The sequence below is a fragment of the Streptomyces sp. NPDC004111 genome, from assembly GCF_042874215.1.
In the GTDB taxonomy this organism is placed as follows: Bacteria; Actinomycetota; Actinomycetes; order Streptomycetales; family Streptomycetaceae; genus Streptomyces.
In genome coordinates this window covers 18,123-42,481 of record NZ_JBIAMU010000041.1, presented here as the reverse complement: position 1 = coordinate 42,481, position 24,359 = coordinate 18,123, and the positions used below count along the sequence as shown (strand labels likewise).

General features: G+C 72.4%; 16 protein-coding genes. 8 read left to right on the top strand and 8 right to left on the bottom strand.

Features of this window, described 5'->3' with window-relative positions:
• Positions 1 to 409 precede the first annotated feature (409 nt).
• Together ACFYVL_RS43645 and ptsP are read left to right on the top strand one after the other, a co-directional pair.
• Entirely contained in the window at positions 410 to 859 is a 450-nt protein-coding gene (locus tag ACFYVL_RS43645; RefSeq protein ID WP_389255566.1) for a PTS glucose transporter subunit IIA, read from the top strand.
• 77 nt (positions 860 to 936) lie between these two features.
• Positions 937 to 2,607: a phosphoenolpyruvate--protein phosphotransferase gene (gene ptsP, locus ACFYVL_RS43640; RefSeq protein ID WP_389255564.1), complete on the top strand. Its 1,671-nt coding sequence runs from the start codon at positions 937 to 939 to the stop codon at positions 2,605 to 2,607.
• 63 nt (positions 2,608 to 2,670) lie between these two features.
• On the opposite strand, the gene ACFYVL_RS43635 is transcribed toward ptsP, so the two are convergent.
• Positions 2,671 to 3,582: a hypothetical protein gene (locus tag ACFYVL_RS43635; protein WP_389255562.1), complete on the bottom strand. Its 912-nt coding sequence runs from the start codon at positions 3,580 to 3,582 to the stop codon at positions 2,671 to 2,673.
• A 72-nt stretch (positions 3,583 to 3,654) separates the two neighbouring features.
• Positions 3,655 to 5,664 (bottom strand): acetoacetate--CoA ligase, encoded by a 2,010-nt coding sequence (locus ACFYVL_RS43630; protein ID WP_389255560.1) that lies wholly within the window; start codon positions 5,662 to 5,664, stop codon positions 3,655 to 3,657.
• A gap of 458 nt (positions 5,665 to 6,122) precedes the next feature.
• Between ACFYVL_RS43630 and ACFYVL_RS43625 the strand changes: the two genes are divergently transcribed.
• Positions 6,123 to 8,510 (top strand): glycoside hydrolase family 31 protein, encoded by a 2,388-nt coding sequence (locus tag ACFYVL_RS43625; protein ID WP_389255558.1) that lies wholly within the window; start codon positions 6,123 to 6,125, stop codon positions 8,508 to 8,510.
• A 203-nt stretch (positions 8,511 to 8,713) separates the two neighbouring features.
• Here ACFYVL_RS43625 and ACFYVL_RS43620 read toward each other — a convergent pair whose 3' ends face one another.
• Positions 8,714 to 9,331 (bottom strand): NUDIX domain-containing protein, encoded by a 618-nt coding sequence (locus ACFYVL_RS43620; protein ID WP_389255572.1) that lies wholly within the window; start codon positions 9,329 to 9,331, stop codon positions 8,714 to 8,716.
• A gap of 206 nt (positions 9,332 to 9,537) precedes the next feature.
• Here ACFYVL_RS43620 and ACFYVL_RS43615 point away from each other — a divergent pair, with 206 nt between their 5' ends.
• The 4 genes from ACFYVL_RS43615 (at position 9,538) to glpK (ending at position 13,596) form a co-directional block, all read left to right on the top strand.
• A complete protein-coding gene (locus tag ACFYVL_RS43615; protein ID WP_389255556.1) occupies positions 9,538 to 10,443 on the top strand; it encodes a M15 family metallopeptidase in 906 nt (301 codons plus the stop codon).
• A gap of 201 nt (positions 10,444 to 10,644) precedes the next feature.
• Complete coding sequence (locus ACFYVL_RS43610) at positions 10,645 to 10,989, top strand: Mpo1-like protein (protein ID WP_389255554.1); 345 nt, start codon at positions 10,645 to 10,647, stop codon at positions 10,987 to 10,989.
• Between the two features lie 330 nt (positions 10,990 to 11,319).
• Complete coding sequence (locus ACFYVL_RS43605) at positions 11,320 to 12,045, top strand: MIP/aquaporin family protein (RefSeq protein ID WP_389255552.1); 726 nt, start codon at positions 11,320 to 11,322, stop codon at positions 12,043 to 12,045.
• 30 nt (positions 12,046 to 12,075) lie between these two features.
• On the top strand, positions 12,076 to 13,596 hold the full coding sequence (gene glpK, locus ACFYVL_RS43600) for a glycerol kinase GlpK (RefSeq protein ID WP_389255550.1): 1,521 nt from the start codon (positions 12,076 to 12,078) through the stop codon (positions 13,594 to 13,596).
• Between the two features lie 207 nt (positions 13,597 to 13,803).
• On the opposite strand, the gene ACFYVL_RS43595 is transcribed toward glpK, so the two are convergent.
• From ACFYVL_RS43595 to ACFYVL_RS43580, 4 genes are all read right to left on the bottom strand, one after another.
• Complete coding sequence (locus ACFYVL_RS43595; protein WP_389255548.1) at positions 13,804 to 14,418, bottom strand: ATP/GTP-binding protein; 615 nt, start codon at positions 14,416 to 14,418, stop codon at positions 13,804 to 13,806.
• Between the two features lie 65 nt (positions 14,419 to 14,483).
• A complete protein-coding gene (locus tag ACFYVL_RS43590) occupies positions 14,484 to 14,999 on the bottom strand; it encodes a DUF742 domain-containing protein (RefSeq protein ID WP_389255570.1) in 516 nt (171 codons plus the stop codon).
• 86 nt (positions 15,000 to 15,085) lie between these two features.
• The gene (locus ACFYVL_RS43585; RefSeq protein WP_389255546.1) at positions 15,086 to 15,526 is read right to left on the bottom strand and encodes a roadblock/LC7 domain-containing protein; all 441 of its coding nucleotides are present in this window, start codon (positions 15,524 to 15,526) and stop codon (positions 15,086 to 15,088) included.
• Entirely contained in the window at positions 15,526 to 18,525 is a 3,000-nt protein-coding gene (locus ACFYVL_RS43580; RefSeq protein WP_389255544.1) for a nitrate- and nitrite sensing domain-containing protein, read from the bottom strand. The genes ACFYVL_RS43585 and ACFYVL_RS43580 overlap by 1 nt, the downstream gene beginning before the upstream one ends.
• Before the next feature lie 439 nt (positions 18,526 to 18,964).
• Here ACFYVL_RS43580 and ACFYVL_RS43575 point away from each other — a divergent pair, with 439 nt between their 5' ends.
• The gene (locus ACFYVL_RS43575) at positions 18,965 to 19,408 is read left to right on the top strand and encodes a hypothetical protein (RefSeq protein ID WP_389255542.1); all 444 of its coding nucleotides are present in this window, start codon (positions 18,965 to 18,967) and stop codon (positions 19,406 to 19,408) included.
• 103 nt (positions 19,409 to 19,511) lie between these two features.
• On the opposite strand, the gene ACFYVL_RS43570 is transcribed toward ACFYVL_RS43575, so the two are convergent.
• Positions 19,512 to 24,344 (bottom strand): hypothetical protein, encoded by a 4,833-nt coding sequence (locus tag ACFYVL_RS43570; protein WP_389255540.1) that lies wholly within the window; start codon positions 24,342 to 24,344, stop codon positions 19,512 to 19,514.
• Between the last annotated feature and the right edge of the window lie 15 nt (positions 24,345 to 24,359).

Genomic DNA, 24,359 nt, shown 5'->3' with positions numbered 1-24,359 from the left:
TTCCGACTCTATCAGACCGTTTCCGGTGCCGATTTCCTCGGTGCTTTCCAGGTTCTTCGCTTTCGCGTTTTCCCTTTCCGGCGATTCCGACTCTACCAGTGGATTTCCGTGTCTCTGACCACCTATTCCATGGCATGCAGGAATAGCGATCCGAGATAGGATCAACACTTGCAAGAGGCGCTGCCGACACACGCTTCACAGCGAAGTGATTACGCGTTGGGGTCAGGCAGGAGTACGACAGTACATGGAGCCGCTTGTCGAGGCAAATCGTTTCCGGTGCATCCCTAGGTCATCCAAGCGGGACCTCTCGTGCGGAACTGGGACTTCTTATGACTTACCCTCTGAGAAGGTATGCCGTCCTGGACAGGTAGTGACGGCGCCTCACGAACTCCGCCCCTGGGAGGCCCCCATGACCAGCGTGACGTCCCCTCTTGAAGGTCGCGCCATCGGACTTGCCGCAGTTCCCGACCCCGTGTTCTCCGGAGCCATGGTCGGTCCCGGCACCGCTGTCGACCCCGTACGCGAGCCCTCCGCGGCCGTGTCCCCCGTCGACGGTGTTGTCGTCTCCCTGCACCCCCACGCCTTTGTCGTCGTCGACGGCGAAGGCCACGGTGTACTGACCCACCTTGGCATTGACACCGTTCAGCTCAACGGCGAGGGCTTCGAGCTGCTCGTCAACAAGGGCGACACCGTGACGCGCGGGCAGGAGGTCGTTCGCTGGAACCCGGCGGCGGTCGAGGCCGCCGGCAAGTCGCCCATCTGCCCGGTCGTGGCGCTTGAGGCCACCGCCGACGCTCTCTCCGACGTGGCCGAGGACAGCGACGTGAAGGTCGGCGACGCTCTCTTCAGCTGGAAGTAGACGTCGGCGCCGTAAAGACGGCGGGTAGTACATCCATCGCGGCGGCAGGGTCCGTCGCAACTAGCGGAGACGGTGAAATGGAGACAACGCTGCGAGGCGTCGGCGTGAGCCACGGTGTGGCGATCGGCGAAGTACGGCACATGGGCACGGCGGTTCTGGAGCCGCCGGCCAAGCAGATTCCCACCGAGGACGCCGAGCGCGAGCAGGGGCGCGCGCGACAGGCGGTGGAAGCTGTGGCGGCCGACCTGATCGCGCGGGGCAATCTGGCCGGCGGCGAGGCCCAGGCCGTACTGGAGGCTCAGGCCCTGATGGCTCAGGACCCTGAGCTGATGGCCGATGTGGACCGTCGGATTGCCGTCGGCAGCACCGCCGAGCGTGGTGTGTACGACGCGTTCGCCGCCTACCGTGCACTGCTTGCCGGTGCCGGCGAGTACCTGGCCGGTCGCGTGGCCGACCTCGACGACGTGCGCAACCGCATCGTCGCGCGTCTGCTGGGCGTACCTATGCCGGGTGTTCCCGACAGCGACGAGCCCTACGTGCTCATCGCGCGGGACCTGGCGCCCGCGGACACCGCTCTGCTCGACCCGGCCCTCGTGCTCGGGTTCGTGACCGAGGAGGGCGGGCCGACCAGCCACAGCGCGATCCTCGCGCGGGCGCTGGGTGTGCCCGCCGTGGTGGCGCTGCCGGGTGCCGGTGAGCTGGTCGAGGGCACGGTCGTGGCCGTCGACGGCAGCACGGGCGACATCTTCGTCGAGCCGAGCGCCGAGAAGCGCGCCGAGCTGGAGGCCGCCGCCGCCGAGCGCAAGGCGGCGCTGGCCGCGTCGACCGGTCCCGGTGCGACGTCCGACGGGCACAAGGTTCCGCTGCTCGCCAACATCGGCGGTCCCGCCGATGTCGACGCGGCCGTGGAGGCCGGTGCCGAGGGTGTCGGTCTGTTCCGGACCGAGTTCCTCTTCCTCGACGACAGCAAGCACGCGCCGTCGGAGGAGTCCCAGGTCGAGGCGTACCGCAAGGTGCTGGAGGCCTTCCCCGAGGGTCGCGTCGTCGTGCGTGTGCTGGATGCCGGTGCGGACAAGCCGCTCGAATTCCTGACGCCGGCCGAGGAGCCCAACCCGGCGCTGGGCGTGCGTGGTCTGCGCTCGCTGCTCGACCACCCCGAGGTGCTCCGTACCCAGCTGACCGCGCTCGCCAAGGCGTCCGAGGGTCTGCCGGTGTACCTGGAGGTCATGGCGCCGATGGTCGCGGACCGTACGGACGCCAAGGCGTTCGCGGACGCGTGCCGTGAGGCCGGGCTGCAGGCGAAGTTCGGCGCGATGGTGGAGATTCCGTCCGCCGCGCTCCGGGCGCGTTCGATCCTGCAGGAGGTCGAGTTCCTCTCGCTGGGTACCAACGACCTGGCGCAGTACACCTTCGCCGCCGACCGTCAGGTCGGTGCGGTGTCCCGGCTCCAGGACCCGTGGCAGCCCGCGCTGCTCGACCTGGTGGCGGCTTCCGCCGACGCCGCCAAGGCCGAGGGCAAGAGCTGTGGCGTCTGTGGTGAGGCTGCGGCCGACCCGCTGCTCGCCTGTGTGCTGACCGGTCTGGGTGTCACCTCCCTGTCGATGGGTGCGAAGGCGATTCCTTACGTGCGCGCGACGCTGGCGAAGTACACGCTGGCCCAGTGCGAGCGTGCGGCTGCCGCGGCGCGTGCCGTGGACACCGCCGAGGAGGCCCGTGTGGCCGCGCAGGCGGTGCTGTCCGGGGAGTGACCGGGCAGCGTTGATGTTCGGGTCCGAGGGGCCGCCGGTTCTTCCGGCGGCCCCTCGGGCTTTTCAGTGGTGGGGGCTGCCCGGGGTGTTCATGACCGGGTAGCCCGCGCAGTAGTCGACGCCCGATTCGGGGGCGACCGGTTCGCCCGTCTCCGCGTCGGTGCAGTAGGCGTTGAAGACCTCGCCGGAGGTCAGCGCGGCGAGGTCGCCGTGGTCGAGGCGCCATCCGTGGACCCGGTCGGGTTCACCGGCGCGGGTCGTGCGCAGCACCACTCCCCCGTGGCGTTCGAGGGCCATGCCCGCGGCGAGGAGGGTCACGAACTCGGCGCCCTCCTCCTCGTCCAGCTCGGGGACGCCGTGTTCGTCCACCGCGGCGTGGAGCACGGCGAGCAGCTGTTCCTCGTCCGCGGGGACGCTGCACACGAGATGGTGGGCGCCGGGGCCCGCCCCCTGGAGCAGGCCGACCAGGGCGTGCGAGGCCCGTTCGAAGGCTTCGCGTCCGATGTCCTGGCCGCATTCGGCGCAGTTGCCCAGGTCGGCTAGGAGGAGGGAGGCACAGTCCCAGGTGGCCTTCCGGACCGCTTCGTCGACGAGGAGCGGGACCAGGCTGTCGAGCGGCTGGCCCGTGTAGGGGACGCAGGCGCCGTGGGCGGCGACCTCCGCGGTGAAGCGGGCGCGGGTCTCCGGTCTGTCGGGGTCCAGGCCCGTGGTCGTACAGAACTCCGCGAACTCCTCCGGGTCGAAGAGGGCGACGCTGGTGTGCAGGCCTTCGGAGGCGAGGGCGGTGAGCAGGGCGTCGACCTGCTGGAGGTAGACCGTGTGATCGTCGAAGGTGAAGGTGCGGTAGCCGGCCATGGCCGCGAAGTCCTCCTCGTCGACCAACAGGCCTACGGTTCCGGGGACTTCGCGGCGCAGGTCGCGGCGCATGCTTCGGGTGCTGCGGTGTGGACTGCTGTGGTTCCTGGCGTTCTCCATTGCTCCCCCTGAGCGCTCGATCATTGCTCACTCAGAGTAATCGGGGGCACTGACAACGGAGCGTGGGCGGTGTCAGCCCTGGGTGCGGGTGCGGGCCAGGTCCTCGTAGAAGTGCAGGAGGTCGATGTTGTCGACCGAGCCGGGGTTGACGGCCTTGGCCAGCGGGGTGCCCTGGAGGAGGCGCTTGACGGGGACCTCGATGCGCTTGCCGGTGAGGGTGTGGGGCACGGCGGGCACGGCGATGACCTCGTCGGGGACGTGGCGGGGGGACAGTGCGGTGCGGATGGTGTTCTTGATGCGGGTGCGCAGCTCGTCGTTGAGCTCGGCGCCTTCGGCGAGGTGGACGAAGAGCGGCATCCAGTAGCCGCCGTTGGGCTCTTCCAGGCCGATGACGAGGGATTCCCTGATTTCGGGGAGGCGTTCGACCGCTTCGTAGATGTCGGCGGAGCCCATGCGGACGCCCTGGCGGTTGAGGGTGGAGTCGGAGCGGCCGTGGATGACCACGGAGTGGTGGTCGGTGATCGTGATCCAGTCGCCGTGGCGCCAGACGCCGGGGTAGGTGTCGAAGTAGCTGTCGTGGTAGCGGGTGCCGTCGGGGTCGTTCCAGAAGCGGATCGGCATGGACGGCATGGGGCTGGTGACGACCAGTTCGCCGACCTCTCCGGTGAGCGGCTTGCCCTGGGGGTCCCAGGCCTGGAGGTCGGTGCCGAGGCAGGCGGCCTGGAGTTCCCCGATGTGGACGGGGAGGGTGGGCACGGCGCCGGCGAAGCAGCTGCAGACGTCGGTGCCGCCGCTGACGGAGGCGATCCAGAGGTCGTGGTCGGCCTGCGCGAATTCGTCGTGGAGCCAGCGGAAGCCGTCGGGCGGGAGCGGCGATCCGGTGGTGGCGACGCACTTGACGCGGGAGAGGTCGTGGTCGGCGGCCGGGTGGACGTCCGCCTTTCGGCAGGCCATGACGTAGGCGGCGGAGGTGCCGAAGAGGGTGGCACCGGTCTTTTCGGCGACGGCCCACTGGGCCCCGGTGTCGGGGTACCCGGGGCTGCCGTCGTACAGCACGATCGTGGTGCCGGTGAGCAGGCCGGAGACGAGGAAGTTCCACATCATCCAGCCGGTGGAGGTGTACCAGAAGAAGCGGTCCTCGGGGCCGAGGTCGCAGTGCAGGCCGAGCTGCTTGAAGTGTTCGAGCAGGATGCCGCCCTGGGACTGGACGATCGCTTTGGGCAGTCCGGTGGTGCCCGAGGAATAAAGAACCCAGAGGGGGTGATCGAAGGGAACTTGCTCGAAGACCGGCTCGTTGTCACTCTCAGTAAGGGAAGACCATTCGAGCGTGCCGGAGGGGGCAGGGGTGTCGAGCAGGGGGATGTGGACGACGGCGCGGAGGGTCGGGAGTTCGCGGCGGAGTTCGGCGACGGTTTCCGTGCGGTCGTGGGTCTTGCCGCCGTAGCGGTAGCCGTCGACCGCGAAGAGGACGACCGGCTCGACCTGCTGGAAACGGTCGAGGACACTGCGGGCGCCGAAGTCGGGGGCGCAGGAGGTCCACACGGCGCCGACGGCGGCGGTGGCGAGGAGGGCGGTGATCGCTTGGGGAATGTTGGGGAGATATCCGCTGACGCGGTCCCCGGGGCGTACGCCGAGGGCACGTAGTTCGGCGGCCAGGGAGCCGACCTGGCGGCGGAGCTCGGACCAGGTGACGGGCTGCGGGTTCTGGGTCTCGTCGACGTGCAGCAGGGCGGGCTCGTCGGCGCGGGCCGGGTCCTCGGCGGTGCGCAGGGCGTGCTCCGCGTAGTTCAGGGTGGAGCCGGGGAACCACTGTGCGCCGGGCATGGTGCGCTCGCCGAGCACGGCGTCGTACGGGGTGGAGAACCGGATGTCGAACCACTCGGCGACGGCTTTCCAGAATGTGTCGAGTTCGGTGACCGACCAGCGGTGGAGTGCTTCGTAGCCGCCTTCGGCAGGGGCTCCGTAGCGGTCCGCGGCCCAGGCCTGGAAGCGGGTGACCGTCGCTTCGGCGATGCGGTCGGGGCTCGGCTGCCAGAGGGGCTCCGGCTGGGGCGCGGTGTTCGTCGCGGAGGTCGAGGTCATGGAACGGCTCCCGGGTTCTACGGCTCTGCGGTTCTGCGGTTCTGTCCGTGCGGTGGTGTCTGTCCGTGCGGTGGTGCTGGTCGGCCCTGTGGGGCCCGGGGTGCTGGCTGAGCTGGTCGGTGTTCCGGCCCGCGGGGCGTGGTGCGGGGAGTGCGTGCGGGATCACTCCCCGTGGGGCGCGGTCGCGCTCGGGCTCCGGTCGGGAGGGGGTGGGCCGGCCCGGGGTTCGGGCCGGTGTCCCCGCCGTCGCGGACGGGCGCGCTGTGCGGACTGAGGGGGACGATGCCACGTGATCGACATCCGCACCAGGGCGGGTGGGCGACCGTGCTGGTGGGAGCGGGTGTCGGCGGTGCGGGGAGAGGAGGAACGGCGAGGGACGGGGAGTGGTGGAGTCGGGCTGGGTGAACGGAAGTTGAACGGAGCTCATTGACTGGTGGGACGGTGGCAGGGTGGGGGCCATGAGCGGTCGTGACCTGGTGCGTTCGGTGAAGATGGTCGGTTCGGTGCAGGGACTGCGGGCCGTGCGGTCCGCTTGGCGCAGACGGCGCGCGGACGCCTGGGGGCTGCCTCCTCGGCGGGCGGAGCGGGCGCGGGTGCCGGGGGTCGTGACCGGTGCGGAGGCGTTGCCCGGGGGTGGGACGGTCCATTTCGCCCGGTCCGAGCTGCGGATCCTGGTGGCCGCGGGTGGGGCGGTGTTCTGGGGCTGGGACGGGGCGGCACCGGAGCCGTCGTACGCGTTGGCCGGGCTGAGTCCTGGTCCTGATCCGCGGGTGGTGCTGGAGCCGGACAAGGACGGTGGCTGGCAGGTGGTCGCGGAGCGGGTGACGGTGGCGGTCTCCCGGCACGGGGCGATCGAGGTGCGGACCCCGGGCGGGGTGCTGCTGCGGCGGGAGCTGCCGCCCCGGTGGTGGGAGCCGGTGGACGCGGTCCAGGATGCCAGGGCCGACGCGGTGGGTGAGGGGCGGTGGTTGCAGCGGTCCGAGGTGGCGGCCGACGCACGCTTCTTCGGGCTCGGCGGGCGGGCGGACGGGCCTCGGCTGCGGGACGGTACGTACCGGCTGTGGAACACCGATCCGGGCGGGGAGTTCGAGCCGGGGGACGATCCGCTGTATCTGACGATGCCGGTGCAGTTCGTGGTGTCGGACGCGGGGGCGCATCTCGCGTTCTACGACAACTCGTGGGACGGGCGCGTGCTGCTGCGCGAGGGCGAGGAGGGGGGTGGTTCGGGGCACGACCGGGCGGGGTGCAGTGAACTGCGCATGACCGGTGGGCCGTTGCGGTGCTGGGTGGTGGTGGGCACGCCCGCGCGGGTGCTCCAGGGGTGGACGGCGCTCACCGGCCGCCCCGTACGGCCGCCGTCCTGGGCGCTCGGACCGCAGCACGCCCGGTGGGGGTTCGGGAGTGCGGAGGAGGTGCGGCGGGTGGTCGCCGGGTATCGGGAGCGCGGGCTGCCGCTGTCCGCCGTGCATCTCGACATCGACCACTACGACCGGCACCGGGTGTTCACGGTGGACCGTGCCGCTTTTCCTGATCTGCCGGGGCTGGCCCGGGAGTTGCGTGAGGAGGGCGTAAGGCTGGTGTCGATCGTGGATCCGGCGGTGCGGGCGTCGGCAGGCGATCCGGTGTACGCGAGCGGGGTCGCGGCCGGGGCGTTCGTACGGGACGCGCGGGGCCGGGAGGTGCGGGGAGAGGTGTGGCCCGGGGAGTGCGCCTTCCCGGACTTCACGGATCCCGGGGTGCGGGAGTGGTGGGGCGACCTGTATCAGGAACGGCTGGACCAGGGGTTCTCCGGGGTGTGGCACGACATGAACGAGCCGGTGTCGTTCTCCGCGTTCGGCGACGCCACGCTGCCGCGGTCGGCGCGGCACGCGTTGGAGGGGCGCGGTGGTGATCACCGTGAGGCGCACAACGTGTACGGGCTGGCGATGGCGCGGGCGGGGTACGAGGGGCTGCGGCGGTTGCGGCCGGAGGAGCGGCCGTTCCTGTTCTCGCGGTCGGGGTGGGCCGGAATGCAGCGGTACGGGGGGACCTGGTCGGGGGACGTGTCCACCGGGTGGCCGGGTCTCCGGGCTTCGCTGTCGCTGGTCCTGGGGCTCGGGCTGTGCGGGGTTCCGTACTCGGGGCCGGACGTGGGCGGCTTCGGGGGACGTCCGGGGGGTGAGCTGTATCTGCGGTGGTTCCAGTTGGGGGCGTGGCTGCCGTTGTTCCGTACGCATGCGGCGATCGACGCGGGGCGCCGGGAGCCCTGGGAGTTCGGACCGCGGGTGCTGGAGCACGCGCGGGCGGCCCTGCTGGAGCGGGAGCGGTTGCTGCCGTACTTCGTGACGCTGTCGCACCTGGCCCGGCTCACCGGGGCGCCCTATGTGCGGCCGGTGTGGTGGGGATCGCCCGGTGACCGGGCGCTGCGGGACTGCGAGGACGCCTTTTTGCTGGGGGACGCGCTGCTGGTGGCACCGGTGCTGGAGCCGGGGGTCGGCAGACGGGCCGTGCGGTTGCCGCGGGGACGCTGGTACGACACGGCCACCGGGGAGGCGTACGACGGGCCGGGGCAGGTGCTTGTGGATTCCCCCGGGGCGGAGAGTGCGGAGTCACGGATTCCGGTGCTGGTGCGGGGCGGGGCAGTGATTCCGGTGCGGGAGCCGGACGGGGAACTCGTCCTGGAGGTATGGGCTCCGGCCGTCGGCCGTACGGGCGGTGGGCTGCTGGTGCGGGACGGGGGCGACGGGTGGGAACAGCCTCCGGTGGAGCGGTTCACTTCGTGCGTGCGGGAGGGGCGGGTCGTGGTGGAGCGGGAGGGGGGTGGGGAGGTGGGTGTTCGGGTTCGGGTGAGAGGGGGTGGGGCTTGAGGGGTGGGTCGTGAGTGGCGGGGCTTGGCGTGAGGAGTCGGGCTGGGAGGGGCGGGGCGCGTGAGGGGTGGGGCAGGTGTGGGGCTTGAGTGGCAGGGGCTTGGAGTGGTGAGGCCTTGAGTGGCGGGAGGGGCTGGGGTGGGGGGCTGGGGTGATGCACTGGTGGTGAGTGGTCAGCCTGGTGCGCGAGCGAGGGGCGGGGTTCAGGGGCGGCGGGTGTAGGTGCCGGCGAACCAGGCTCGGGCGGCCTGGGTGTGGAGGGGGAAGGCGAGTTCTGTCGGGGCGTACAGGACCTGCCATCCGGCGGTCTCCGCCGTGGGAACCGAGGGGGGAAGTTCCGATTCTTCGACGGCCGGAAGGAGCCCGAAGAGGAGGAGGTGGTCGGTCGGGGAGCTGAGGGCGTCGGCCAGTTGGACGTCCGCTGCGTGGGCCTCGATACCTGTTTCCTCGCGGAGTTCGCGGACTACGGCGTTCCGCCAGTCCTCGGCGTGGTCGATGAAGCCGCCGGGGAGAGCTAGGGCGCCGTTCTGGGGCTCGATGGTGCGGGTGATTACCAGGAGGCCGGTGGAGGGGGTGGGGGCGGCCGAGGTGGTGGAGGTGGTTGTTGTGGTGGGGGTGGTTGTTGTGGCGTGTACGGGAAGCAGGGCGACTGCTACGGGGAGGGGGTTGCGGTAGGTCGTCTCCTGGCAGGAGGGGCAGGTGCGGGGCCAGGAGGTGGTGGCGGAGGTGGGGTAGGGGGTGCCGCAGTGGGGGCAGTGGGTGTGGGTCACGGGGGTGAGGTTAGGGGAAGGGGGTGAGGGTGGGGTGGGGTTCGGGTGAATGGGGTTATGAGGGGGGGGAGGTGGAGCGTCGGGTGGGCGGAGCGTGAGGCGTGGGGGGCGGTGCGTTGGCCGGGCGGGGGCGGGGTGTGCGGCTTCGCCGGGGGCCGCCCTCTTGCCCGCCCGTTCCGCCCCCGGGGGCGGCCCCGCCGCCCAAGGGGGCGGGGGCTCGGGGTTGGGTTGGGGGGTGGGGTGGTAGGTGGGGGCGTATGAGACGGCGTGTGGGAGTTGTGGGGCGGGTCGGTGGGGTGTTGGGGGGTGTCGCCCTGCTGGTGGGTTCCGTGGGGGCGGCTCCCGTTCCTGCGGAAGGGTCGGGTGCGGGTCAGGGGAAGGAGCAGGGGCAGGGAGGCGGGGGGTTCGGTTCGGGTGGGGCGGAGGCGAGGGCTCCCAAGGAGTTTGTTTCGTTGGGGAAAGTGGATCCGACGATCTTGCTGGACATGCGGTACTCCACCGCCCACAACTTCATGGGCGAGCCCGTCGACGGGTACCGGCAGCCGGTCTGCATTCTGACCCGGCCCGCCGCCCAGGCCCTGCGCAAGGCACAGCGGGTGCTGCTCCGCTCCGGTTACACGCTCAAGGTGTACGACTGCTACCGCCCGCAGCGGGCCGTCGACCACTTCGTACGGTGGGCGAAGGACCTCAAGGACACCGCCATGAAGCAGGAGTTCTATCCGCGGGTGGACAAGTCACGGCTGTTCGCGGACGGGTACATCGCCGAGAAGTCCGGTCACAGCAGGGGCAGTACCGTCGACCTGACGATCGTCGAACTGCCCGCCCGCCGCACCAGGCCGTACGTACCGGGCGAGAAGCTGGCGCCCTGTTTCGCACCGAAGGCAGAGCGGTTCCCGGACAACTCCGTGGACATGGGGACCGGCTACGACTGCTTCGACACGCTGTCGCACACCGACGACCCCCGTGTCCCGGGTGTGCAGCGCGCGCATCGGCAACTGCTGAAGAACACCCTCGGCGCCCAGGGATTCACCAATCTCCCCGAGGAATGGTGGCACTTCACGCACAAACCGGAACTCTTTCCCGACACCTACTTCGACTTTCCGGTCTCGCGCCGCTCCGTCGCCGGACATCGAGCCGCCGGAGATCGAGCCGCCCGCGATTGAGCCGAACCGGTGCCTCCGGAAGCGAGTGGTGGAAGGAAGAGCGGGTTGCCAGGGCCACCCCCGTCGGTCCCGGCAACCCGCTCTCTCCCCTACCGGACGCCGTTTCCCCGTATCCGGTTCTCCGTCCCAGGAGTTCTTCTGAGCGGTTCCCGTACCCGCTCCCCCGTTTCCCGAATTCCGCCGAGCGCCTACGGTGCCCCCATGGAGCAGACATTTGATTCGTACGAGGAGTTCTGGCCCTACTACGTCGCGATGCACTCCCGCGCCGCCACCCGCTGGGTCCATCTGACCGGCACTCTCACCGGTCTGGCCGTCACCGCGTACGGCCTGGCGCGCGGCCGCAAACGGTACGCCGCCGCCCTTCCGCTCATCGGGTACGGAACCGCCTGGCCCGCCCACTTCCTGATCGAGAAGAACAACCCGGCGACCTTCGGCCACCCCGCCTGGTCGCTGCGCGGGGACATCCAGATGATCCGCACGATGCTGGCGGGGCGCGACGCGGAGCTGGCGGAGACCGCCGCCAAGTGGCTCGCCGAGAACCGCTGAGGCGTCGGCGGATGTCCTGAGCCCCGAGGGGGCGGCCGTACCCCTGGCGCGGGATGGCCACCCCGGGCCAAGGGGGCGCCACGCGCGTCCACCGGGGCGTACGCCCGGCCCTGCCCGCGTGCCGCCCCTTCCCGGCGGCGCGGCGGAACCCCGACTCCCGTTGCTGTCAGGCTTCTTGACGCCCCATTCCGGCCGGTGAACACTTCCCGGTGTCAGTCGGCGCCGTCGCCTCACCGGCCACATCCCGCACCGGGATCGGGCCGCGCCGCGCCCTGCCCAGTCGAGGACCGGGGCCCGCCCCGGGCGAGCCCAGGAGCCGCCATGGACGTCATGACCAATGGGGAAGTCTTCCGCGGGGAAGTCATAGGCACCGCGATCCTGATTCTGTTCGGTGCGGGCGTGTGCGCCGCCGTCACGCTGAGGTTCTCCAAGGCGAAGGCGGCCGGCTGGATCGTCATCGCCTTCGGCTGGGGCTTCGGCGTGATGGCCGGCGCGTACACCGCCGGTCCGCTCTCCGGCGGCCACCTCAACCCGGCCGTCACCCTCGGCATCGCGGTCGAGTCCGGGAAGTGGGGGCAGGTCTGGGTGTACGTGCTCGGGCAGATGGTGGGCGCCATGATCGGCGCCGTCCTCACCTGGCTCGTCTACTACGCGCAGTTCGGCGCCAACCGGGAGACCGAGCAGTCGCTGCCCACCCTCGGGATCTTCTCCACGATTCCCGAGATCAGGAACCCGGTCGCCAACCTGCTCACCGAGACCATCGCCACCTTCGCGCTGGTCCTGCCCATCCTGGCGTTCGGTCTGACGGAGGGTCTTGGCACCTCCGGCACCAAGACGCTCATCGTCGCGTTCCTGGTGGTCGGGATCGGCCTGTCGCTCGGCGGGCCCACGGGCTATGCGATCAACCCGGCCCGCGACCTCGGACCGCGCCTCGTGCACGCCGTGCTGCCGATCCCCAACAAGGGCACCTCCGACTGGAGTTACGCGTGGGTCCCGGTGGCCGGTCCGCTGATCGGCGGGGCACTCGGCGGCCTCGTCTACAACCTGGCGTTCTAGCACCAAGCAGCTATCGAGCGAGGGGACCTCATGACCGACAGCAGCGAGAAGTTCGTCGCGGCGATCGACCAGGGCACCACATCCAGCCGCTGCATCATCTTCGACCACGACGGCGCGATCGTCGCCGTCGACCAGCGCGAGCACCGTCAGATCTTTCCCAAGCCGGGCTGGGTGGAGCACGACGCCACCGAGATCTGGGCCAAGGTGCAGGCGGTCGTCGCGGGGGCGCTCGCCAGGGCGGGGCTGCGCGCGGACCAGCTGAGCGCGCTGGGCATCACCAATCAGCGCGAGACGACCGTGCTCTGGGACCGCTCGACCGGCAAGCCGGTGCACAACGCGATCGTCTGGCAGGACACCCGTACCTCCGCGCTCTGCACAGAGCTGGGCGGCACCGACGGGCAGGACCGGTTCCGCGACCGGACCGGTCTGCCGCTGGCCAGCTACTTCTCCGGCCCCAAGGCGGCCTGGCTGCTCGACAACGTCCCCGGGCTGCGCAACCGGGCCGAGCGCGGCGAGATCGCCTTCGGCACGATCGACTCGTGGCTGATCTGGAACCTGACCGGCGGCACGCAGGGCGGCGTCCACGTCACCGACGTCACCAATGCCGGCCGGACCATGCTGATGAACCTGGAGACCCTCCAGTGGGACCCCGGGATCCTCTCCGCGATGCGGGTCCCCGAGGCCGCACTGCCGGAGATCAGGTCGTCGGCGGAGGTGTACGGGACGGCCGTCGGGCAGCTCGCCGGGGTGCCGGTGGCCTCCGCGCTCGGCGACCAGCAGGCGGCGGTGTTCGGGCAGGCCTGCTACGACACCGGCACGGCCAAGAACACGTACGGGACGGGCAGCTTCCTGTTGCTGAACACCGGGAACCGGCCGGTGCCCTCGAAGAACGGGCTGCTCACCACCATGGGCTACAAGATCGGCTCCGAGGCGCCGGTCTACTGCCTGGAGGGCTCGATCGCGATCACCGGGGCGCTGGTGCAGTGGTTCCGCGACCAGCTCGGGATCATCCGCAGTGCGGAGGAGATAGAACCGCTCGCGGCGAGCGTGACGGACAACGGCGGGGCGTACATCGTGCCGGCGTTCTCCGGTCTGTTCGCGCCCTACTGGCGCTCCGACGCGCGCGGTGTCATCACCGGCCTGACCCGGTACGTGACCAAGGCGCACCTGGCGCGGGCGGTGCTGGAGTCGACGAGCTGGCAGACGCGGGAGGTCGTCGACGCCATGTACCAGGACTCGGGGGTGCGGATCAGCACGCTCAAGGTGGACGGCGGGATGACCGTCAACAATCTCCTGATGCAGCATCAGGCGGATGTGCTGGGTGTGCCGGTGATCCGGCCGAAGGTGTCCGAGACGACCTGCCTGGGTGCCGCGTACGCGGCCGGGCTCGCGACCGGGGTGTGGTCGGACCTGGACGAGCTGAAGGCGCACTGGCAGCGCGACGCGGAGTGGGAGCCGCGGATGGGCGCGCCGGAGCGCGACCGCGAGTACCGCAACTGGCGCAAGGCGGTGGAGCGCAGCTTCGGCTGGCAGGAGGACGGAGCGGAGTAACCGCACTACCATCGACGGGCGTCGCACGTCCCGGTCGCCCGTCGTCCGGCAGCGCCGTGGGCCTGCCGTCCGGTCGCCCCGCCGCCCGGCCACAGGGCCGTGCGTCGCGCGGGAGGGGCAACTGCCGCGGTCCGCACCCCAGTCGGCGGGGGTGCGGGCCGCTCTCCTCCGCGCAGGCCGTGCCGTGGCCGGGGTGCCGTCCGGGTGCTACGGGGTGACGGCCGCGGCGGCCCTGCGCCGGGACGCGGAGAGTTCCAGGGCGTGTTCGACGACCGCGATCAGCACGTCCTTGGCGGACTCGCGGTCGCGGGCGTCGCACAGCATGACGGGAACGTCCGGGTCGAGGTCGAGGGCGGCGCTGATGGTCTCGGCGGGGTGCCGGTCCGCGCCGTCGAAGCAGTTGACGGCGACGGTGAAGGGGATGCCGCGGCGTTCGAAGTAGTCGACGGCCGCGAAGCAGTCCTCCAGCCTGCGGGTGTCGGCGAGCACGACGGCGCCGAGCGCGCCCTGGGCCAGCTCGTCCCACAGGAACCAGAAGCGGTCCTGTCCCGGGGTGCCGAAGAGATAGAGGACGAGGTCCTCGCGCAGGGTGATGCGGCCAAAGTCCATGGCGACGGTGGTGGTCGTCTTGGCCTCGACGCCCTGGGTGTCGTCGATGGGCCGGCCCGCCTCGCTGAGGGTTTCCTCGGTGCGCAGCGGTCTGATCTCGCTGACCGCGCCGACCAGGGTGGTCTTGCCCACCCCGAATCCGCCGGCGACCAGAATCTTCAGCGTCACCGGCTCCACGGGCCGCTTCTTGCGGCTGGAACGCCCGAAGACCATCGTTCAGTTCTCCTGATCTCGCTGCGCGGAGGGGTTTGTTCCGCGCCGTGTGTCCAAGGGCTGGTTCAGAGGGCTCTGAGGCCGTCGATCACTTCGCGCAGCAGGCTCTCGTCCGGCAGCTCCGCGGGCTCCACCGGCCGGGTGACATGCACCAGTTGGTCCTCGACGAGGTCTCCGACCAGTACTCGCACGACGCCGACCGGCAGGTCGAGGGTGGCGGCCAGTTCCGCGATGGACTGCGGGCTCTCGTTGCACAGTTCGACGATCTCGACGTGCTCGGGGGCGAGCGTCTGGTCCCGGTCGGGTTCGTCCGCCGCGGGTTCGGGGATGACGATGGCGATCAGGTCGAGCCGGTGCCGGATCGCACTGCTCGTACGCCCCCGGGTCATCGCGTACGGGCGGACGACGGGGCCCGCCTCGTCGTCGAACCAGTGGGAGGGTTCCTGGCGTCCCGCCGGGTCCGCCTCCCGTGCCGCGGAGTCCGGCTGCCGTCCTTCGCCCGTCGGGCGCGCTCCCGCGGTGTCCGGGTGCGGTCCGGCGCCGGCACGTGGTCCCGTGTCCGCGCGCGGTACGGGTCGCACCCGTGGCCACGCGCTCCTGCGGGGGCCCGCGCCGGCGGTCGCGTCCCGGTCCGTGTCCGTGCCTGCGTCGTTCATCCCGGAACCGCTCACCCGCCGGTGGGCAGACCGGACCGTGGTGCCGTCCTGAGGTGGGCACCGACGCGCTTGACCATCAGCGTCATCTCGTACGCGACCTGGCCGACGTCGGAGTCGGCGTCGGAGAGGACGGCGAGGCAGCTGCCGTCGCCCGCGGCGGTGACGAAGAGGAACGCGTCGTCGAGCTCGACCACGGTCTGGCGGACCCTGCCCGCCTCGAAGTGGCGGCCGACGCCCTTGGCCAGGCTGTGGAAGCCGGAGGCGACGGCGGCGAGGTGCTCGCCGTCCTCCCTGGTGAGGCTCTGCGAGGCACCGGTGGGGAGCCCGTCGCTGGAGAGCACCAGCGCCTTGCGGATGCTGCCGACGCGCTGGACCAGCTCGTCGAGGAGCCAGTTGAGTTCGCCGGACCCCCGGCCCGAGGCATTGTGTGCTGCGGCGTGCGGTGCGGTCATCAACCGTCTCCCTCTGCTGTCGTTCCTGATGCTGTCTCGGCCGTTCCGGTGTCGTTCCCTGTGCGTGGCCCGGTGGCGTCGGCGGCGGATTCGGCGGTGGCGGCGGTGCGGTGCGGCGGTGCGGTGTTCGTGCCCAGTGTGCCCAGTGTGTCGGGTGTGTTGGAACTGGTGATCTCAGCCGTTTCGGCGGCCTCGTCCTCGTTCTGGCGGCGGCCGCGCTGCCAGCCCCGCTGGAGCGAGGCCATCCGGCTGCGTACCTCGTCGGCGTCGCGCTCGGTCTCCTCGACGGGTGCCGGGCGGGTGTTCTCCGCCGTACGGGCGGCCTCCGCTTCCTTCTTCAGCTGTGGGGCGAGGCTGGCCTGGCGCACCCGGCGGGGCAGACCGCCGAGGGAGGGGGCCGGGTCCCCGGGGGCGGCGGCCGGGCGCTCGGGCGCGGCTCCGTTGAGGGGCGCGGTGCGGCCGCGGGAGGGCCGGAGCGGCTGGGGCTCCGGGGATCCCGCGGGTCCGGCGCTCTCCATGGGCTCCAGGAACGGCCGGGACTGCCGGGGTTCGCCGGTGTGCCGTGGCTCCGCGGGCTGCCGGGACTCGCCGGTGTGCCGGGGTTCCGCGGGCTGCTGGGGGGTGATGCGGCGGCCGTGCTCGGCGACCAGCGCGGGCTTGCGGCGGGGCAGCGGTACGGGACCGTCGGGGCGGGCCGTGTCGGCACCGTCCCTGGTGAGGTCGGCGGCCTGCTGGTGCTGGACGCGGGCGGCGTCGGCGATGCGGCCGCGGCCGGACCGTCCGCCGGTTCCGCGCTGCTTCTCCAGGCCGCGGGCGCGGAAGATGCCGCCGCGCTCGCTCTCGGTGTCCTCCAGGTCGCCGAAGGAGGAGCCGGTGGCCGCCCCGAGGGCGGGCGCGGGCTCCAGGCCGAGGGTGCCCAGCGGCGGTTCCAGTTCGACGGGGCCGTCCAGGACGGAGGGGGCGGCCCGGCCCGGGGTCGTACGGCCGAGGGCGGTCAGCCCGGGGCGGCCTCCGGGGCCGGTCGGTGCGCTCTCGCCGGGGCGGCCCCTGCCGTGCTCGCGGTCGCCCTCGTGGTCGGCGCGGAAACCGGCACCGTCGGTGTCCGGTGCATCGGTGAGGAGGGTGGCCGGAATGAACACGACGGCGGTGGTGCCGCCGTACGGGGACTGCTGGAGGGACACGCGGACGTTCTGCCGCTGGGCGAGCCGGCTGACCACGAAGAGGCCGAGCCGGTCGGTGTCGGAGAGTTCGAACTCGGGGGTCTCGGCCAGCCGCAGGTTGGCGTCGAGGAGCAGGTCGGCGGCCATGCCGAGGCCGCGGTCGTGGATCTCCAGGGTGAAGCCGTTGGCGACGCGCTCGCCGAGCACCTGCACCGCGGTGTGCGGGGGCGAGAACACCGTGGCGTTCTCCAGGAGTTCGGCGATCAGGTGGGTGAGGTCGGCGACGGCGGGGCCGCCGACGCCGATCCGCGGCAGCCGCCGCACCTCGATGCGCTCGTAGTCCTCGACCTCGGCGACGGCGGCCCGTACGACGTCCATCAGCTGGACGGGCTTGCGCCACTGCCGGGAGGGGGCGGCGCCGGAGAGGATCACCAGGCCCTCGGCGTGCCGGCGCATACGGGTGGTGAGGTGGTCGAGGCGGAAGAGGTCGGCGAGTTCGTCGGTGTCCTCGGTGCGGCGCTCCATGGTGTCCAGGAGCGTCAGCTGGCGGTGCAGCAGCACCTGGTTGCGGCGGGCCAGGTTGACGAAGACCTCGGAGACGCCGCGCCGCATGTCGGCCTGGCGCACGGCGGACTCGACGGCGGCCCGCTGGAGGGTGTTGAGCGCCTGGCCGACCTGGCCCAGTTCGTCCTTCTCGTACTCCAGGCGGGGGGCCTCGGTCTCGACGTCGACGGCCTCACCGGCGGCGAGGCGGCGCATGACGGAGGGCAGCCGGACGCCGGAGGCCTCGTGGGCCTCCTTGCGGAGCCGCTTGAGGTCGCGGACCAGGTCGCGGCCGACGCGCACGGACACCACGACGGAGACGATCAGGGCGAGGAAGCCGAGGACGCCGGCCGCGCCCGCCTTGAGGAGGACGCCGAAGGCGACCGGCTCGACACGGGTCTGGTAGTCGTAGCTGGCCTCGTCGCCGCGGGTGGCGAGCAGTTGGAGGACCGGCGGCGCGGCGGCCTCCCAGGAGGTGACCGGTACGGCGCTGGGGTTGCGGGTGGGGCCCTGCTGGAGGAGCTTCTCCTCGGCGGTGCGCAGGGCGGCCGTGTCGGGGCCCTTCCAGAGCTGTTCGTAGCGCTGCCGCTCGGAGGCGGGCAGTTGCTCCAGGCTGGTCTCGTACAGCGTCGTGCGGCTGGCGATCAGGCCGGTGAGCTGGCGCAGTTCCGCGGAGGTGATCTGCCGCAGGGTGAGGGCGGAGGCGATCAGCGCGTCCTCGCGGGAGACGAGTTCGCGGGCCCGGGTGGTGCCGACGAGGGCGCGGCCCTGCTTGTCCATCTCGACGTCCCGCAGGACGTGGAGGTTGGCGAGGAAGGTGTGGCAGGGGTCGATGAGCCTGCTGTAGAGGTCGAGTGCCTGGCTGCGGGTGACGGTGTTGTTCTCCACCGAGCGGCGCAGGGCGGAGATGCCGTCGAACGCTTCGAGCAGGGCGGCGAGGCGTTCGCGGGCCTGCGGTGTCAGTTCGTCGGCGACATCGGGGTCCTGGGAGTTCTTGCGGATCGTCGCCACGGCGGTGTCGGTGGCGACGCGCTGGCGGACCAGAGCGGGCAGGGCCTCGGAGTTCCGCTTGTCGGCGAGGTAGACGAGGGTCTGTCTGCGCTCCTGCTGGACGACCTGGACGGCGTCCTCGACCGGGGAGCCGATCTTCTCGACCACGTAGGCGATGTCCAGCAGTTCGCTCGCCTCGCGGCCGGTGAGCACGGTCGCGAATCCCCACAGCGCGGTGAGGGAGACGAGCGGCACCAGCAGCAACGCCACGATCTTCCGGCGGATGGACTTCCCGCGAAAGCGCATGGCCTCCCCCAGCTCAACCCCGCTCGGCGGGGGTGGTGTTCCGTCGATCTGATCCGTCAGCTGATCCGTCAACGCAGTCCGTCAACAAACGGCGTGAGCCTACTACTGACCCATAGCCAACTCGAAGGCACGTCCGGACTGTTTTCAGCCGCCCCACCAGCGCCCGATCATGACTTGTCCCGGAATCAAGGGAGTTGGCAACCGTGCCTTTGGCAAAGGACACCGCACCTCCCGGCATATTCCGCATCTTTGCGGATGGCTGGAATTGTTCGCTCCATGGCGGTGGTCCGGGAATCTTTCGGACGGGTTGTTCGTCCCTTTGTACGGGGAGACGAATGGGGAGCCCGACGGCCGCGTAAAGCGGCACAAGCCGGGCAGTCAGAGCTGAAGGCGCTTATTACGGGCGCTGGTTGGGCGGTACGTGGTGGGGAGTGGGGTCATGAAGGCGGAGGAGCTTCCGGCGGAGTCGGGGCCGGCGGCGCACCGGCAGCTGTGGGTCGAGGAACCGGCGCTGCGCTGGCGGCTGCCGGATCCGGTGCGTACGTCCGCGGTGCGGGCCGTGGTCATAGTGTCGGTGACCCTGATCCAGGCGATGGTGGCCTATCTGTTCAGCCTGACCGGGTCCTGGCTGGCGTTCCCGATGGTGCTGAGCAGTGTGGCAAGTACGGTCGCCGCGACCTGGGGCGTGCTGGACGTGTGGGTCACCCGCCAGGTGTGGAACCAGCGCAACGGTGTGGTGTCCATGCCCAGCAGCACGGCGCGGCAGCTGCGCAGGGAGCGCCGTTCGGCACGGCGCTCGGCGCGCAGGGAAGCACGAATACGGGAGAAGGACCGGGTGGCGGGCACGGGCCGCGGTCGCGCCCGGCAGCTCTCGGAGGCGTGAGAGCCGCGGCGGCCCAGACGTCGGTGGGTGTGCGCGGTGTGGCCCCGCCGTCGCCCGGTGTGCCCGGCATGGCCCCGCCGTCGCCCGGCGGGGCCGCGGGCGGCTAGCGCTCGGCCGGTGTCAGCCGTTCGGCCGGTGCCTGCTCTCCGGTCGCCGCCTTGTCCGCCTCCCGCGGCTCGTCCGCCGCGGCGCGCTTGAACATCCGGGTCGCGGTGATCTCGCCGTGGATGGTCTCGCCCTCGGTGCTCTGCTGCGGCAGCCCCGGCCGCAGGTGCTCCTCGACGCTGATGTACTTCAGGCCCGCCCTGAGGTCCGCGTCGTTGCGCAGCCGGATGACCAGCGGGAACTCGGCGAGCGCCGTGGTGTCGAACAGCCCGGTCGTGTAGAGGAGCTGGACGCCCAGCGCGTCCGAGACCGCCCGCTGGAGTTCCAGCAGGTACGTGGCGTTGGCGCGGCCGATCGGGTTGTCCAGGAACAGCGTGCCGGCGTGCCGGTGCTTGTCGCGGCCCCGGTCGTTGCTGCGCAGCGCGGCCATCGTGCAGTAGAGGGCGATGGCCGCGGTGAGCAGCTGGCCGCCGGAGAACACGTCGCCCATCTGCCCGACCGGCACCCGCTCGGCACGCAGTACGGCGTCCGGCTTGAGGATCTCGACCGCGATGCCCCTGGGCTCCAGCGCCGCCTGCACGCCGCGCAGCAGCAGTGACATGCCGTCGCGCCGCATGTCCGAGTTCTTCCTGACCGCCGCGCGGGTGGCCTCGTCGACGACTTCGCCGAGCCGCTCCACCAGCGTGGCCTGGTCGGGTTCCTCGAAGCGGATGCGCAGGAACTCCTGCCCGGACCACTCCCCCAGTCCCTCGGGCAGCTGCGAGAGCCGCTGGGCGGAGCGCAGGGTCGCCAGGGCGGACTCCACCAGTCCGCGCAGCCGGTCGACGATGCTGTCGCGGTTGCGCTCCAGCTGCGCCAGTTCGTCGGTGAGGACGCGCAGCCGGGGTGCGAACGCCGCCGCCCAGGCCGCCGCGTGCTCGGGCAGCGCGGCGGCGGGCAGTTCCCGGATCTGCTGGCGGGCGGGGGTGCGCACCTGCTCGTACCGGGTGGAGTTGGCGTGCCGTACCAGGACGTCGCTCGCCTCCCGTACCGACGCCTCGGCCGCGGACAGGTCGCCCGCGCAGCCGCGCAGCGAACGGCGGGCCTCGGCGGCCGAGTTGCGGGCCTCCTCCAGGGTGCCGGGGTGGGGCTCGGGAGCCTCCTCGCCCTCCTCGTCCTGGTCGTGGTCGCGCAGCAGGTCGCGCAGGAGGGCCGCCGTCTCGTCGAAGCCGCCTGCGGCGTCCTCGGCGGCCCGGTGGGCGTGCAGGAGTTCGCCGTGCGCGGCGCGGGCGACGTCCAGCGCGTCGGTGCGGGTGGCGAGTTCGGTGGTGGCGGTGCGCAGCAGGGTCTGGGCGTGCTCGGCGTCGGCGGGCGCCAGGTCCTGGGGCAGTTCGGTGTGGGCGGCGCCGTCCTCGGGGGCGAGCCGCTCGGCCTCGCCGCGCAGTCGTCCGAGCTGCTCGCTGGCGGCCGACGCCCGGGACTCCAGGGTCTGGACGAGCGATTCGGCGCGGGCGGCGGCGGCCTGCCGGGAGGGTCCGTCGGCGCCGTCGGTGCCCTCCAGGAGCTGGCCGGCCCGGTTGCGGACCTTGTTGCTGAGGCGGTTCAGCTCGGCGAGTGCGGCGCTCTCGTCGCTCTCGGCGCGGGCCTGTTCGGCGCGCAGGTCGGCGCCGACGCCGACCTTCTCGTACAGCTGGGAGGCGGCCCGGTAGGCCTCGCGCAGGGCGGGGAGCGCGGCGCGCGGCGCGTCGGGGTCGGGCTCCGGGAGCGACTCGGGCGCTCCCGCGATCTCGGCGCGTTCGGCGCGCAGCGTGCGGGAGGTGCGGTGGGCGTCGTCGGCGGTGCGCTGGGCGGTGCGCCGGTCCTCGTCGGCGGCCTTGGCGCGCTCCAGGAGGGTGGCGGCACGGGCCTCGGACTCGGCGGCCTCGTCGGCGAGTTCGCGCAGTTTGGCCTGCCAGCCGGCGCGTTCGCGCAGCCGGTGGGCGAGGCCCGCGAGCACGTCGGCGACCCGGCGGGCGCGCTGGGCGGCCTCCTGGCGCTCGTCGCGCACCCGGGCGGCGTCCGCGGCGGCCTCGTCGGCCTCGGCACGCACCGTACGGGCCTCGGCGAGGACGGCCTCCGCGGCCTCCGCCGCCTCGCGGGCGGTGGTGGCGGCCAGGGCCAGTTCGGCGAGCATGCCGGACGGGCAGTCGGCGCGCCAGGCACCGAGCCGGGCGGCGAGGGTGCGGTCGCCGGTGAGCCGGGCCGCGAGGGTGCGGATCTCCTCGTCGCGGACCGCGGCCCTGGCCCGCAGCGCCTGGCGCTCCTCGTCGGCGGCGTGCTCGTCGTGCATGGCCGGGTTCGGCGGGACGAGGAAGACCGAGCCCTGGTCGGTGGACCCGGTGCCCGTTCCGGGGACGGGGGCGAGCAGCGCCGAGGCCGTGCCGACGGCGACGGCGGAGCGGGGCAGCAGGGCGGCGCCCGCCAGTGTGTCGCGGGCGCGGGCGTGCGAGTCGGGGTCGGTGATGACGACGCCGTCGACCAGTTCGGGGCGGGCGGCGAGCACGGCGGCGTGGTCGGCGGGGTCGACGGCCTGGGCGAGGTAGCGCCAGCCGGGCAGAGCGGGGATGCCGTGCTCGCCCAGGTACTCCACGGTGGCCAGCACGTCGGGGCTGGGCGGCAGCAGTCCGCCGTCGCCGAGGGCGCCGAGGATGCGGGAGTCGTCGGCGGCGGCGGTGCGCAGTTCGAAGAGCTGCCGTTCGGCGGAGGCGACGCCCTGGTCGAGGAGGGCGAGGAGGTCCTCGGCGTTGCGGTCCAGTTCCTCGACGGTGAGGGGGCCGTCGGCGGCGGGCCGGGGATTGCGGCGGACGTGGACGGCGGTGGCGCTGCGGCGGCGTCCTTCGGCGTCGGCGTCGCGGGGGGCGACAGGGGCGGAGGCGCTCTGCGGGTCGTCCTGGCCCGTGCCGTACTCGCCCTCCGCGTCGCCGCTGCGGGGCTGCGGGAGTCCGGTGGTCCCGGTGGAGGTACGGGTTCCGGGGAGGCTGAGCAGTTCGGCGAGACGTTCCTCGGCCGCGATGGAGGCGGCGGCGCGGTGCTCCGCCTCGTGGGCGGCGGTGGCCGCGCGGGCCGCGTCGGCCGCGCGGGCCGCGGTCAGCTCGGCGCGGGCGTCCTGGGCGGCGGCCTCGCGGGCCCGGTCGGCCGTCGTACGGGCGGCTTCGCGGGCGGTGTCCCAGGCGGCGACGGCGGTCTTCTCGGCGTCGGACGCGGCGAGCGCGGCGCGCGCCGGGTCGGCGTCGGGGGCGGTGTCGTCGAGCCAGCCGGCCCGTACCGCTTCCGCGGTCTCCGCCTCGACCTCGGTGAGGCGCTGGCGCAGGTGGCCGATCTCGCTGCGGGCGCGCTGTGCCTCGGTGGCGGCGACGGTGGCGTCGCGGTGGGCGGCCTCGCCCGCCTCCTGGAGGGCGGCGGAGCGTTCCTCCTGCTCGGCGGCGACCCGCTCGCCGTCCTCGGCGGCGCTGTGCAGCGCCCGTACGAGGTCGGCGGCGGCCTGCGCGCGGGCGGCGAGCGCGGGGGCGGCGTCGCGCTCGGCGTCGCGGATGGCGACGGCGACGCGCGCGGAGCGGTCGGCGGCGGCGCGGTGGCGCAGGACGGCTTCGGCGGCCTGCCAGGCGGAGTGCAGGGTGCGCGCGTCGGCGAGTTCGCGGCGCTGGGCTCCCGCGCCCTTCTCGGCTGCGGCCAGGGCCAGCGAGGCGTGCCGGTAGGCGAGTTCGGCGGCGATCAGGGAGCTGTGGCCGCGTGCGGTCTCGGCCTCGGTGACGGTGTGCGCGGCGGCGGCGACCTGCTGGGCGAGTTCCGCCGTACGTCCGCGCTCCTGGGCGGCGCGGGCGGAGAGACGGCGGGCGAGGGTGCGGGTGCGGCGCTCGGCAGCGGTGTGGATGTCGCGGGACCGCGCGCGGGTGTCGGCGGCCTCGACGATGCGGCCCAGGAGGTCGACGGAGCCCGCGGTGAAGTCGCGTTCGGCCATCAGCTCGGCGCGGCGGCCCAGCTTGTTGCCGAAGCCGTGGACCAGGTCGGCGAGGCCGTCGGTGTCGCGGGTGTCGGTGACGGCGCGCAGCAGCAGGTCGGTGAAGTCGGAGTCCTTCTTGACCGCGAAGAGTCCGGCCGCCTCGCCCTCGTCGGCGTTCATCTCCCGCTGGTAGCGGAAGAGTTCGGGGTCGAGGCCGAGTTCGCCGAGGTGCTCGTTCCAGCGGTCGTGGATCTCCTCGAAGTGGATGTCGAGGTGCGGGTAGGACTTGCCGGCCTCGGTGAGCGCGTCCCGGAAGCCCTTCATGGTGCGGCGGCGGCCCTGTGCGCCGGAGGCGCCCTCGGCGTGCCGTCGTACGGCGGTGGACTCGGCGACCGGCAGCGAGTCCAGGCTCAGCCCGGGGCCGGGGCGGAAGGAGTACCAGGTCTCGGCGAACTTGCGGGGGTCGCCCGAGACCTGCCTGCCGCGCCACTCGCTGACCTTGCCGACGACGACGCACTCGCCGGTGAGGGTGTGCTGCCACTCCAGGGCGACGTGCCCGCAGTCGTCGGCGAGCAGGAACTTGCGGAGCACGCCGGAGCTGGCGCCGCCGAGGGTGTTGCGGTGGCCGGGGAGCATGACCGAGAAGATCAGCTTGAGGAGGACGGACTTGCCGCCGCCGTTCTCCAGGAAGAGCACGCCCGCGGGGGCGGGCCTGCGGGGCGGGCCGGCCGGTTCGTCCTCGAAGAACTCCGCCTGGGCGGGCGCGGGGTTCGGGACGGGTTCACCGACCCCGCGCAGGTCGAGGACGGTGTCGGCGTAGCGCGCTCCGGCGGGCCCGATGGAGTACAGGCGGACCCGGGACAACTCGTACATGGCGGCTCAGTCTCT